Source organism: Stappia sp. MMSF_3263, assembly GCF_030733745.1.
Taxonomy (GTDB): Bacteria; Pseudomonadota; Alphaproteobacteria; order Rhizobiales; family Stappiaceae; genus Stappia.
On sequence record NZ_JASHIK010000018.1, the window covers coordinates 39806 to 52291 of the forward strand.

10 protein-coding genes are annotated in these 12486 nt (G+C 63.3%); 1 reads left to right on the plus strand and 9 read right to left on the minus strand.

What is annotated here, in order from left to right:
* Window positions 1-156 precede the first annotated feature (156 nt).
* The 5 genes from RBB46_RS17765 to mnmE form a co-directional block, all read right to left on the minus strand.
* On the minus strand, window positions 157-1053 hold the full coding sequence (locus tag RBB46_RS17765; protein WP_306030360.1) for a ParB/RepB/Spo0J family partition protein: 897 nt from the start codon (window positions 1051-1053) through the stop codon (window positions 157-159).
* Between the two features lie 120 nt (window positions 1054-1173).
* Complete coding sequence (locus tag RBB46_RS17770) at window positions 1174-2001, minus strand: ParA family protein (RefSeq protein WP_306030361.1); 828 nt, start codon at window positions 1999-2001, stop codon at window positions 1174-1176.
* Between the two features lie 6 nt (window positions 2002-2007).
* A complete protein-coding gene (gene rsmG, locus RBB46_RS17775) occupies window positions 2008-2685 on the minus strand; it encodes a 16S rRNA (guanine(527)-N(7))-methyltransferase RsmG (RefSeq protein ID WP_306030362.1) in 678 nt (225 codons plus the stop codon).
* On the minus strand, window positions 2682-4613 hold the full coding sequence (gene mnmG / locus RBB46_RS17780) for a tRNA uridine-5-carboxymethylaminomethyl(34) synthesis enzyme MnmG (protein WP_306030415.1): 1932 nt from the start codon (window positions 4611-4613) through the stop codon (window positions 2682-2684). The genes rsmG and mnmG overlap by 4 nt, the downstream gene beginning before the upstream one ends.
* A 429-nt stretch (window positions 4614-5042) precedes the next feature.
* Window positions 5043-6404 carry a tRNA uridine-5-carboxymethylaminomethyl(34) synthesis GTPase MnmE gene (mnmE, locus tag RBB46_RS17785; RefSeq protein ID WP_306030363.1) on the minus strand — a complete coding sequence of 454 codons (1362 nt, stop codon included), beginning with the start codon at window positions 6402-6404 and terminating at the stop codon, window positions 5043-5045.
* A gap of 154 nt (window positions 6405-6558) precedes the next feature.
* On the opposite strand from mnmE, the gene RBB46_RS17790 reads away from it, so the two are divergent.
* Window positions 6559-8622 (plus strand): thioredoxin domain-containing protein, encoded by a 2064-nt coding sequence (locus tag RBB46_RS17790; protein ID WP_306030364.1) that lies wholly within the window; start codon window positions 6559-6561, stop codon window positions 8620-8622.
* A 54-nt stretch (window positions 8623-8676) separates the two neighbouring features.
* Here the strand turns inward: RBB46_RS17790 and RBB46_RS17795 are convergent, their stop codons facing one another.
* The 4 genes from RBB46_RS17795 to hemE all read right to left on the minus strand — a co-directional run bounded on the left by RBB46_RS17795 (window position 8677) and on the right by hemE (window position 12481).
* Entirely contained in the window at window positions 8677-9246 is a 570-nt protein-coding gene (locus tag RBB46_RS17795) for a GNAT family N-acetyltransferase (protein WP_306030365.1), read from the minus strand.
* A gap of 180 nt (window positions 9247-9426) precedes the next feature.
* Complete coding sequence (gene rho / locus RBB46_RS17800) at window positions 9427-10692, minus strand: transcription termination factor Rho (protein WP_306030416.1); 1266 nt, start codon at window positions 10690-10692, stop codon at window positions 9427-9429.
* Window positions 10693-11028: 336 nt separating this feature from the next.
* Complete coding sequence (gene hemJ, locus RBB46_RS17805; protein WP_306030366.1) at window positions 11029-11454, minus strand: protoporphyrinogen oxidase HemJ; 426 nt, start codon at window positions 11452-11454, stop codon at window positions 11029-11031.
* A gap of 7 nt (window positions 11455-11461) precedes the next feature.
* Window positions 11462-12481, minus strand: a complete 1020-nt coding sequence (gene hemE, locus RBB46_RS17810) for a uroporphyrinogen decarboxylase (RefSeq protein ID WP_306030367.1) — start codon at window positions 12479-12481, stop codon at window positions 11462-11464.
* Between the last annotated feature and the right edge of the window lie 5 nt (window positions 12482-12486).

The following is a 12486-nucleotide window of genomic DNA, read 5'->3' on the forward strand; positions in this document are numbered from 1 at the left end:
GCCCTGGTCTGAAAATCGTCTCGCCCGGGGCGGGCCTTGAGCGAACTTCGGACCCGCCACACCGGCGCGAATTGTCGCAGTCGGGTTGCAGCCGCCGGGCAGCCGGATCGAACCGGACCCGAATCCATCTCGCAGGTCAAACGCACCTTTAGCGGATCAGCCGGGAACCCCCAGCAAGCGGCAGATCTCTTCGAGCTGCTCCAGCGAGGCATACTTGATCTTCAGCTCGCCCGCGCCCTTTTCCTGCTTGTGGGCGATGGCGATCCTCAGGCCGAGCGTGTCGGTCAGCCGCTTCTCGAGCGCCTTGGTATCGGCGTCCTTTGCCTGCTTCTCGGCCTTGCTCGGAAGCTTTCGCGTCAACGCCTCCGGATCCTGGGCAAGGCGCTCCGCCTCGCGCACATTGAGGCCCTTCTCGACGATCAGCTCGGCAAGCGCGGCCGGGTCCTCGGCCGTGATCAGGGCGCGGGCGTGGCCGGCGGTCAGCAGCCCTTCCGCGAGATAATCCTTCACCGAATTCGGCAGCTTCAGGAGACGCAGCGTGTTGGCGACATGGCTGCGGCTCTTGCCGATCACCTTGGCCAGTTCGCTCTGGCTGTACGAGAACTCCTGGACAAGCTGATCGTAGCCAAGCCCCTCCTCGATCGGATTGAGATCGGCACGCTGAACATTCTCGATGATCGCGAGTTCCAGCGCCTCCTGATCGGTGACATCGCGCACCACCACGGGAACCATGTGCAGGCCCGCACGCTGCGCGGCCCGCCAGCGGCGTTCTCCGGCGATGATCTCATAGGCGTTGTCGCGGTCGGCCACCGGCCGAACCAGCAGCGGTTGCACGATCCCCTTCTCGCGAACGGAATTGGTGAGATCGTCGAGATCGGCCTCAGTGAAGCTCTTGCGCGGATTGCGCGGGTTCGCCGTCAGGAACTCGATCGGCACCCGCCGCGTGTCGCGCGGCGGCCGCGGATCCGCGGGCGGCTCGGTGCCGACCTCGCCGATTAGCGCCGCAAGGCCACGTCCAAGCCGCTTCTTCTTTCCGCCGTCGTCTTCCGCCATGTTTCACTCTACCCGTTGTCGCATCCCGCCGCGCGGGGCGGCCTCGCCGCCCCTCGATCCGCGCGGTCAACCCGTATGCGCAAATCGTTGCGCCGCCGAATCCCTCGCCAGAGAGAAAACCTACGCGGCGACCCCGCGCAGCGAGCGCTCCCTCTGGATGATCTCCGAAGCCAGACGGAGATAAGCCTGACTACCGGAACACTTCAGATCGTAGAGCAGCGCCGGCTTGCCGTAGGACGGGGCTTCCGACACCCGCACGTTGCGCGGAATGATCGTATCGTAGACCGCATCGCCCATCGTTTCGCGCACATCCGCAACAACCTGTGCCGAGAGATTGTTTCGGCTGTCATACATGGTCAGAACGATGCCATGGATCGACAGTTCGGGATTAAGCGCCGCCTTCACCTGCTCAACCGTGCTGAGCAACTGGCTCAGGCCCTCGAGCGCGAAGAACTCGCATTGCAGCGGCACGAGAATCGAGTGGGACGCCGAAAGTGCATTGATGGTCAAAAGGTTGAGCGATGGCGGGCAGTCGATCAGCACATAGCTGAAGTCCGGCATTCCCGAATGCCGGCCTTCTTCCGCCAGCTCGGAGATCGCCTTGCGCAACCGGTGCGCCCGGTCCTGACGGCTCGCGATCTCCAGTTCGACACCCAGCAGATCCATCGTCGACGGCGCAACCCACAAGCGCGGCACCGCCGTGTCCTGGATCGTTTCGGCGAGCGAACAATCTCCGGTCAGGACATCGTAGGTGGAAATGTCGCGGTTGCGCCGATCGATGCCGAGGCCCGTCGAGGCATTGCCCTGCGGGTCGAGATCGACGACCAGAACCCGCTCGCCGATGGCGGCCAGTGCCGTTCCAAGATTGATGGCGGTCGTCGTCTTGCCGACGCCGCCCTTCTGGTTTGCCAGCGCCAGGACGCGGGGAGTTTGAGGCAGCATGCTCATCCGGATCTAACCTTTCCCTGTCGCGCCGCGGGGCCGGATATGCCTGAGCGTCAGGAGCCGGCTGTCGGGATCGATGAGGCTTTCTGTTTGTACCAGATCGAAGTCCCAAGCGTGAGACGCTTGCGTCACCTCGTCGCGGAAATTTTTTCCTTTGTGGAAAATCGCCGGTGCTCCGGCGGCAGAGAACGGTTCGACATAGGCGCAAAGCTGCGACAGATCGGCAAGCGCCCGGGCCGAAACGGCTTGCACCTGGTCGCTCAGACCGGCCGAGACATCCTCGATCCGCTCGGCATGCACCTCCGCCGGACAGCCTGTCTCCCGGATGACAGCGCGCAGGAACGCCACCTTCCGCTGATTGCTCTCCACCAGATGGACACGGGCACCGGGCTCACCTCGCCCCGACAGGACAATCGCGGTGACAAGACCGGGAAACCCGGCGCCGCTGCCCAGATCCGCCCAAACACGGGCTTCCGGTGCCAGATGCAGGATCTGCAGGCTGTCGGCAACATGCCGGCGCCAGACTTCTCCCAGAGTCGATGGGGCGACGAGGTTCTGTGCCTTCTGCCAGCGCAGCAGCAAATTCACATAGATGCTCAGGCGTTCGACTGTTTCACGTGAAACCGGGCAGATTTCGTGAAGCAGGTCCGGTCCGTCAAAGACCGTGGCCCCGGCTGGACGGCTCATGCGACGGCCTCGCCGGAAATCCCGCCGCCACGGCGTGTTTCGCCCTCACCCGCGCGGGCAGATCCCTTGCGGACATGAGACAGCAGAAGCGTCAGCGCCGCCGGTGTCACGCCCTCGACGCGAGCCGCCTGGCCGAGCGTCTCCGGCCGAGCCTCCTCGAGCTTCTGCCGCGCCTCGTTGGACAGGCCCTTGACCTGCGCATAGTCGAGACCGAATGGCAGCGCCAGCGCCTCGTCCCGTCGGAGCGCCTCGATATCGGAAACCTGCCGCTTCAGATAGACGGCATACAACGCGTCGATCGCCACCTGCCCGGCGACCTTCGGGTCGAGCTGGCCGATCTCTGCCGGCCAGACGGTCTCCAGCCTGGCGAGATCGATATCGGGATAGGAAAGAAGGTCATAGGCCGAACGGCGAACCCCGTCCTGGTTGATCGGAAGGCCGGCCCGGCGGCCCTCCTCCGGTGTCAGCGAAAGCGCCTTCAGCACACAGGTCGTCTTCTCGATTTCCGCGCACTTGCGGGTAAACGCGGCCTGCCGCTCGGACGACACGCAGCCAAGCGCGATACCGTGCGGCGTCAACCGCTGATCGGCATTGTCTGCGCGCAAGGACAGACGGTATTCGGCGCGCGAGGTGAACATCCGGTACGGCTCGCTGATGCCGCAAGTCACGAGGTCATCGATCATCACTCCGAGATAGCCGGAGTCGCGACCGAAGACGACCGCTTCTTTGCCACCCGCCTGCAGCGCCGCATTCAGCCCCGCAACAAGGCCTTGCGCCGCGGCTTCCTCGTATCCCGTGGTCCCGTTGATCTGGCCCGCGAGATAGAGCCCGCCCACCCGGCGCGTCTCCAGCGTACGTTCGAGTTCGCGAGGATCGATATGGTCGTACTCGATTGCGTAACCCGGTCGCAGAACATCAACTTCCTCCAACCCGGGAATGCTTCTGAGGAAAGCCAGTTGCACGTCTTCCGGCAGGGATGTGGAGATGCCGTTGGGATAGACCGTCGGATCGTCCAGCCCTTCCGGCTCCAGGAACACCTGATGGCTGTCGCGATCGCCAAACCGGACGACCTTGTCCTCGATGGACGGGCAATAGCGCGGGCCTCGGCCAACGATCCCGCCGGAATACATGGCGGAGCGATGCAGGTTCTCCCGGATGATGGCATGCGTCTCGAGCGTTGTGCGCGTGATGTGGCAGGAGACCTGCGGTGTGGTGATCGCGCCGGTCAGCGTTGAAAATGGTTCCGGATCCGAATCGCCGACCTGCTCCTCCAGCCGTGCCCAGTGAACCGTCCGGCCATCCAGACGTGCCGGCGTACCCGTCTTCAGGCGGCCAAGGTCGAACCCGTGGGCAAGCAGCGAAGCCGACAGCCGCTCCGCCGGGGCTTCATCGGCACGGCCGGCGGGTATCTTCCGGTCGCCGATATGAATGACGCCGCGCAGGAAGGTGCCCGTGGTAAGCACGACCGATCGGCAGGCAATCTCCCGTCCATCAGCCAGCACGATGCCGGTGATGCGCTTGTCCACCACACGAAGCTCAGCCGCCTCGCCTTCCACCACCGTCAGGTTCGCCGTCTCCCGGATCGCGTCCTGCATCGCCTCCCTGTAGAGACGTCGGTCCGCCTGGGCGCGCGGCCCGCGAACGGCCGGCCCCTTGCGCCGGTTCAGGAGGCGAAACTGAATGCCCGCACAGTCCGCAACGCGGCCCATCAATCCGTCGAGTGCGTCGACCTCGCGGACGAGATGTCCCTTGCCCAGGCCCCCGATGGCGGGGTTGCAGGACATGACCCCGATCGTGTCGAAGCGATGTGTCACAAGCGCTGTGCGTGCACCAAGCCGTGCGGAGGCCGCGGCGGCCTCGCACCCCGCATGGCCGCCACCGATCACCACCACGTCGTACCCGCTCACGCCCGAGATCCCGTCAGACATTGCCACCGTCACTTCTCTTGCCATCTGGCCCGTATCTTCAAGATGCCCAAAACCCGCCCGAGCTGTGCGGAGACCCGAACAGGTCCCCCTTGGCCAGGCCGCCACCTCGGCAGGATAACTGGCCCGCCTCGGCCAAGGAGGGATTGGGCCGGCACCTATCGATCAACTGGGCTCTTGTGGATAAATCCAGATCCGGTGATAGCGAAATGGCGCCGCCCGGTCAAAGCGCTTCGCGCGTGTCAAGCGGCCGTTCGCCTCAACGGCCCACCCCCTTCCCGCTACCAAGATAGAAAACGCGCCCCGCGAGAACCTTCATGTTGAGGGCGATGACAGAGCGACAGGGCATCGCTTCGGCGATTGTTACGGATGAGTCTTCATTTCGGTTTTGAATCGACCTCGGAATTCCGGTGTTTCACGTGAAACGCTCGTTTACTTTCCGATACAAAATTCGCCGAAAATCACGTCCAGAAGATCTTCGACCCCGATACGTCCGGCGATGTGGCCCAGTTCATCCGCCGCGCGTCGCAGCTCCTCGGCCCGCAGTTCTAGCGGCAGGGACGATGCGGCAAGCGACGCCTCCACCGCTTCCAGGGCTCGGACCAGATGCCACCGATGCCGTTCACGCGTGGCAACCGGGTCGTCGAAGCCTCCAACCAATGCCCGGGCGAACTCCGTCAGCTGCGCGAGCAGGATGTCCATGCCATCGCCGGTTTTGGCCGAAACGCCGAAGACAGGCATCCCCGTTTGCGACACCGGCAGGGTTGCGCGCTTCGACCCCACCAGATCCGACTTCGTCAGAACCCTCCAAATGGGCGCAGATGGTTGCGGAAGCGAATCGAAGAACCCCGTGTCAGGATCCTCAGGATCGGAAAGCCAGAGGACGAGGTCGGCCGCGCCTGCCCGCTCCAAGGCCCTCCGGATACCCTCGCGCTCGACAATGCCGGTTGTCTCGCGCAGCCCCGCCGTATCGACAAGGGTCAAAGGCAAGCCCTGCAGGTCGAGATGCACCTCGATCACGTCCCGGGTGGTTCCCGCCTCTTCCGTCACGATCGCCACATCGCGCCGGGCGATGGCATTCAGCAGGCTCGACTTGCCCGCATTGGGTCGACCCAGAAGGACCACCTGCAGGCCGGCGCGAAGTCTCTCCGCCGCATGGGAGCGCTCAAGATGCGCCCTGATGTCGAGACGCAGCCTCTCCGCGTCTTCCCATACAATCGCGGAATTCTCGTCCGGCACGTCTTCCTCGTCGGCAAAGTCGAGCTCCGCCTCGATCATCGCGCGGATATGCAACAGGCGGCCGCGCCAGCCATCGTAGAGCGCTGTCAACGCACCGCCCGCCTGCGAGACGGCAAGACGGCGTTGCGCCTCCGTTTCCGCCGCAATCAGGTCGGCAAGGCCTTCCACCTCGAGAAGGTCGAGGCGCCCGTTGTCGAACGCCCTCCGCGTGAACTCCCCTGCAAGGGCCGGCCGGCACCCAGTCAGATCCGCCAACACGGCGAGGACGGCGGCAACGACAGCACGGCCGCCATGACAGTGGAGCTCGGCCACATCTTCGCCGGTGAAGCTGGCAGGGCCCGGAAACCACAGCACCAGGGCGCGATCGAGGAGGCTCCCGTCTTCGGGCCTGCGCAAATGGCGAAGCACAGCCTGCCTTGGTGCAGGGAGACTGCCGGTCATCGTTTCGAGCACGAATCGGCTGGCTGGCCCGGACAGGCGGACAACCGCCACCCCTGCCGGAGGAGCACCACTGGAAGCCGCAAAGATCGTGTCCACGAAAACCTCGCTCCGCATTGGGGGCCGGACGGCAGACGCGTAAGCCGCCTGCCCTTGGCGTGGCCTCGCACCTGCCTTACCTTCGAAGGCAGATACCCGCGCACCACAGCAACGGTCCCGGTCCCTGGCCACAGGCGCGACCGCCACCGACCCCTCATACCCGGACGGGCCCATGACCGACAACCGCCTTGGCGACGCCACCAGCCCCTACCTCCTCCAGCACAAGGACAACCCTGTCGCCTGGCGCGTCTGGGGAAGCGAAGCACTCGCCGAAGCGCGGGAAACAGGCAAGCCCATCCTTCTGTCCGTCGGCTATGCGGCCTGCCACTGGTGCCACGTCATGGCGCATGAGAGCTTTGAGGACGAAGAGGTCGCCGAGGTCATGAACCGGCTCTTCGTCAACATCAAGGTCGATCGCGAAGAGCGGCCGGATATCGACCAGATCTACATGAGTGCCCTTCATGCCCTCGGCGAACAGGGCGGCTGGCCGCTGACCATGTTCCTGACCAGCGAGGCAGAGCCTTTCTGGGGCGGAACCTACTTTCCCAAGACCGCCCGTTGGGGACGGCCCGGTTTCGTCGACGTGCTGGAAGCCATCTCCGCCACCTATCATTCGGACCGCAGCCGAATCGATACCAATCGCAAGAACCTGATGCATCACCTCGCCCAGGGGCCCCGCAGCGGCGAAATCCTTCATCCGGGCCTGGCAGTCCTGGCAGGCGAGCGACTGGCAGGCCTGCTGGATTCCGAGAACGGCGGCATTCGCGGTGCACCGAAATTCCCGCAAGCCCCGGTGATGGACCTTGTCTGGCGGGCGGCGCTGCGATCCGGCCAGACCGACATGCTCGCCCGCTGCATCCACACGCTGGAGCGGATGAGCAATGGTGGGATCTACGACCATGTCGGCGGCGGCCTTGCCCGCTACTCCGTCGACGAACGTTGGCTGGTCCCGCATTTCGAAAAAATGCTCTACGACAACGCCCAGTACGTCGCCCATCTCTCCCGGGCAATCTCCCTCGATCATCTCGATACCGCGCTTGGCGGTATGTTTCGGAGGCGACTCGACGATACGGTGGGCTGGATGATCAGGGAGATGCTGAACAGCGAGGCGTTTGCCGCCAGCCTGGATGCCGACAGCGAAGGTGTCGAAGGAAAGTTCTACGTCTGGACGCCTGACGAGGTGGCCGCCGTTCTGGGTCCCGAGGACTGCGCCACCTTCATCCACGCCTATGACATCACATCGACCGGAAACTTCGAGGGCGCCAGCATCCCCAACCGCCTTGCCAGCGGACCCGACCCGGCCGACGAGGAGAAGCTTGCTCCCTTGCGCGCAAGGCTTCTTGCCGCGCGCGAGACACGCGTGCGGCCGGGCAGGGACGACAAGATCCTGGCCGACTGGAACGGCCATGCCATAGCCGCCCTTGCCCAGGCAGCTCATCTCAGCAAGCTGCATGGTGTTTCACGTGAATCCTGGCGAGGTCATGCAGTGGCCGCATACACCTTCGTCATGCAGACGATGCACGACGGCCGCGGCGCACTTGCCCATGCCTGGCGCGACGGACGTCTGACGAGACCCGGCTTCGCCAGCGATCATGCCTGCATGATGCGAGCGGCCCTCAGTCTTGCGGAAACGGCTTCCGAGGCGTCGGAAAGCCTCGCCTACCTGCGAGATGCGGAACACCTTGCGGACGCCCTTGAGCGGGATTTCCTGCACGAAGGAGGCGGCTACTACCTCAGTTCCGTCGCAGCCGATGACCTGATCCTTCGCCCCTACTCGCCTCTCGACGAGGCAGTGCCGAACGCGAACGCCATCGCGGCAGAAGCACTTGCACGGCTCTGGCATCTGACCGGCGACGATCGCTATCGCGTTCGGTGCGACGCAATCCTGGGTGCCTTCGCCGGCGAGATCCCCGTCAATGCCTTCGGTACTGCCGGCCTGCTCTCGGCAATCGACACCCGCGAGAACGCGGTTCTCGCTGTTATTGTCAGCCCCGACGGTGCAGCAGCGGCAGAGCTCGACAAAACGTTGTCAGGCCGGGGCGATCCTGCCTTGTTGCGTCTCCTTGGCGTGCCCGGACAAGAGCTGGCCGCGGGCCATCCCCTGCACGGCAAGGCCGCGAAAGACGGCAAGCCAACGCTCTATCTTTGCCGGGAAGGCACATGCTCCGCCCCGATCACCGATCCTGCGGATATAGATCCGGCACTCGACGCACTGCGTTCGTCAGGCCGCATCTAGGCCGTTTCGACGGGGTCAGAACGCTTCTGTCATCCTGGTCAGTCACACACAGCACTACATCCGGGAGTCATGCATACCTTCCCAGGCAGGCCGCGAGAGCCTGTAAAGCACATGTGGGCGGAGCGGATGTCCGTCCACCAGCAGCGGATGTTCAAAGTCCGCGGCCATGTCCCGGCTCATCCCGATCCGCCGCATCACTGCCTGAGACGGGAGGTTCTGCGAGGCGGTGAAGGAGACGATCTCCTCCAGGTCGAGGGTTTCGTAGCCGAATCGAAGCCATGCCCTTGCAGCCTCGCTCGCAAACCCCTGCCCCCAGGCAGTTTGTGCCAGCCGCCAACCGACTTCAACGCACGGCGCGAAGGGCAAAGGCGCGGCGGGCCTGCTCAATCCGACGAAGCCGAGAAACCGACCGGTCGCCTTTTCCTCCACCGGCTGAAAGCAGAAGCCGTCTTCCTCGGTCTTCTGCATCGCCTGCGCGATCAGGGCCTTGCTCTCTTCACGGGTCAGCGGCGCAGGGAAATAGCGCATCACCTCCGCATCGGCACAAAGCGCTGCGAATGGCGCAAGGTCGCTCTCCCGCCACGGGCGCAGCACCAACCGTTCCGTCTCCAGCTCTACATCCATCTCAATCCCTCTCCTGCAGCGCTGGTCGTTGCAGATCCGAATCGACCTGATTCACGTGAAACACGTCAGACACGTCGAACGCAAAACACCCACGCCATTTTCCGGCGCGGGTGTTTCACGTGAATCTATAAAGTCCCGACATCAGTCCCGGCGGATCTGCCGGAACCCTCTCCCGGGCTATCAGGTGTTCATGCTGTCGAAGAACTCGTCGTTGGATTTGGTTTGCCGCAGCTTGTCGAGCAGGAACTCGATGGCATCGACCGTGCCCATCGGATTGAGGATTCGACGCAGGACGAACATCTTCTTGAGCTGCACCGGCTCGACAAGCAGCTCTTCCTTGCGGGTGCCGGACCGCTGGATGTCGATGGCCGGGAACACGCGCTTGTCGGAAATCTTGCGATCGAGAATGATCTCGGAGTTACCAGTACCCTTGAACTCCTCGAAAATGACCTCGTCCATGCGGCTGCCGGTATCGATCAGGGCCGTCGCGATGATGGTCAGCGACCCGCCTTCCTCGATGTTTCGGGCTGCACCGAAGAAGCGCTTGGGCCGCTGCAGGGCATTGGCGTCGACACCACCGGTCAGGACCTTGCCGGAAGACGGCACGACCGTGTTGTAGGCACGACCCAAACGCGTGATCGAATCCAGCAGGATGACGACATCACGCCCATGCTCGACGAGACGCTTGGCCTTCTCGATGACCATCTCCGCGACCTGTACGTGGCGCACTGCCGGCTCGTCGAAGGTCGAGGAAACCACCTCGCCGTTCACCGTGCGCTGCATGTCGGTCACCTCTTCCGGGCGCTCGTCGATCAGCAGAACGATGAGATAGCATTCTGGGTGATTGGTGGTGATCGCCTTGGCGATATTCTGCAGGAATACCGTCTTGCCGGTTCGCGGCGGCGCCGTGATCAGCCCGCGCTGACCCTTGCCCAACGGAGCAACCAGGTCGATGACCCGCGACGACAGATCCTTGACCGTCGGATTCTCGACTTCCATTTTCAGCCGCTCATCAGGGTAGAGCGGTGTCAGGTTGTCGAAATGAACCTTGTGGCGCGCCTTCTCGGGATCCTCGAAATTGATCTTGTTGACCTTGAGGAGCGCGAAATACCGCTCGCCTTCCTTGGGACTGCGGATCTCGCCTTCGACCGTGTCGCCGGTGCGCAGGGAGAACCGGCGGATCTGGGAGGGCGAGATGTAGATGTCGTCCGGCCCCGGAAGATAGTTGGCATCGGGCGAACGCAGGAAGCCGAAACCGTCCTGCAGAACCTCGACGACACCCTCGCCGATGATGTCCACGTCCTGCGCGGCAAGCTGTTTGAGTATGGCGAACATCAGCTCCTGCTTGCGCATGGTGCTGGCATTCTCGACCTCATGTTCCTCGGCGAAAGCGAGCAGTTCGGTCGGCGACTTGATCTTGAGATCTGAGAGTTTCATTTCCCGCATGGGCAAGGGGTAATCTTCTGCTAGAGGGTGGATGTAGACGATCCCGCAGTTTGCTTGAGGCAACCGGATCAAAGGAAAGAAAAGGGATTGTCTGCTGATCGGAAGCCGGATCTTGCAATCCGGCCTGGCGCCTTGAGTATCCGTCGCGGTCGCGCCTGCCGGGCTTCCTGACCGATACGGGTAATGACACCATGCCCGCAGGATGTGAGGTTGAGCGAATTTACATTTTTAAGTTCGCAAGAGCAAGCGTCATTCTTCATGCCGCTGCAACAATACCCGCATCCGGACTTGTACATATTCAAGGCCCGGACGCAGGGTCAGTCATGAATGACGCGCCTAGAACGGCTTCAAGACCACTAGAATGACAATAATCACCATGAATGCGGTCGGTATTTCGTTGACGATCCGGTAGTGCCGCGAAGTCCGCGTGTTGGCATCCGCGGCAAAAACACGCACGCATTTCGCGAGGTAGCCATGCAGCCCGCTCATTGCAAGAACCACCGCCAGTTTTGCATGAAGCCAACCACTGCTGAAGAAGCCGCCCTCATAGGCCACCCAGAGGCCGAACACCCATGTGGCAATCATCGCCGGTGTTATGATCGCCTTGAGTAGGCGCCGTTCCATCACCTTGAACGTCTCGCTCTGAGGCGTGCCGGTCGGCGTCTCCGCGTGATAGACGAAAAGACGCGGCAGGTAGAACATCCCGGCCATCCAGGCGATGACCGAGATAATGTGAAACGCCTTCAGCCAGAGATAAAGCATCGCGTCCTCAGCCTCTCGGGTCTTTCGCCTGTCGTACCCGCTCGATCATGCGCGCGACATTGTCCGGATCCGCCTCCGGCGTGACGCCGTGCCCCAGGTTGAAGACCAGGGGGCCGTCACCCAGCGTTTCCAGGACCTGGTCGACGCCATCCAGAAGCGCCTGACCGCCAGCCACAAGCCGCATCGGATCAAGATTACCCTGGACAGGCACCCGTGCCTGTACCTGGCGTGCCAGCGCTGCTGGAACCGTCCAGTCAAGGCCAACCGCATCCACACCCGTGCCGGCAATGAAATCCTCCAGGCGCGCGGCCGAGGCCTTGGGAAAGCCGATGATCCGCGCCCCCGGGACCGCGGCCCGCACCCCCTCGACAATCGCTTTCGTCGGAGCGATCGACCAGCGCGCGAACCCGGCGTCGTCAAGCACCCCGGCCCAGGTGTCGAAGATCTGGACGGCATCGGCACCAGCCTGAAGCTGCCGCACGAGATAGTCGATCGACGCGGGAACAAGCTGGTCGATGAACGACTGCATCAGCTCGGGATCGCGATAGGCGCCGATACGGGCGGCCGTCTGATCCTGCGTGGTGTGCCCCGCCACCGAATAGCACGCCACCGTCCACGGAGCTCCGCAGAAGCCCAGCAGCGTCGTTTCCTCCGGAAGCTCCGCCCGCAATCGGGATACGGTTGCGATAACAGGGTCGAGATGGGAGACCGCGCGCTCATGGTCGAGCCGCGCCACGAGTTCGCGGGACAGCGGGTCGAGCACCGGACCGCGGCCTTCCTCAAAGCGAACCGGATATCCGAGAGCGTCAGGAACCACGAAAATGTCGGAGAACAGGATCGCCGCATCGAAGCCATAGCGACGAATGGGCTGAAGGGTCACTTCCGTTGCAAGATCCGTATCGTAACAGAACTCCAGGAAATTAACCTTTTTTGAACGGGTGGCGCGGTACTCAGGGAGATACCGACCGGCCTGTCTCATCATCCAGACAGGGGGCGGCCAGAGCCGTTCTCCAGCAAGAACGCGCATGACCC

Excerpts from the sequence above, each read along its gene's own strand:
- RBB46_RS17765 (WP_306030360.1), bottom strand. The coding sequence starts at position 1,053 with ATGGCGGAAGACGACGGCGGAAAGAAGAAGCGGCTTGGACGTGGCCTT.
- RBB46_RS17770 (WP_306030361.1), bottom strand. The coding sequence starts at position 2,001 with ATGAGCATGCTGCCTCAAACTCCCCGCGTCCTGGCGCTGGCAAACCAG.
- rsmG (WP_306030362.1), bottom strand. The coding sequence starts at position 2,685 with ATGAGCCGTCCAGCCGGGGCCACGGTCTTTGACGGACCGGACCTGCTT.
- mnmG (WP_306030415.1), bottom strand. The coding sequence starts at position 4,613 with ATGTCTGACGGGATCTCGGGCGTGAGCGGGTACGACGTGGTGGTGATC.
- mnmE (WP_306030363.1), bottom strand. The coding sequence starts at position 6,404 with ATGCGGAGCGAGGTTTTCGTGGACACGATCTTTGCGGCTTCCAGTGGT.
- RBB46_RS17790 (WP_306030364.1), top strand. The coding sequence starts at position 6,559 with ATGACCGACAACCGCCTTGGCGACGCCACCAGCCCCTACCTCCTCCAG.
- RBB46_RS17795 (WP_306030365.1), bottom strand. The coding sequence starts at position 9,246 with ATGGATGTAGAGCTGGAGACGGAACGGTTGGTGCTGCGCCCGTGGCGG.
- rho (WP_306030416.1), bottom strand. The coding sequence starts at position 10,692 with ATGCGGGAAATGAAACTCTCAGATCTCAAGATCAAGTCGCCGACCGAA.
- hemJ (WP_306030366.1), bottom strand. The coding sequence starts at position 11,454 with ATGCTTTATCTCTGGCTGAAGGCGTTTCACATTATCTCGGTCATCGCC.
- hemE (WP_306030367.1), bottom strand. The coding sequence starts at position 12,481 with ATGCGCGTTCTTGCTGGAGAACGGCTCTGGCCGCCCCCTGTCTGGATG.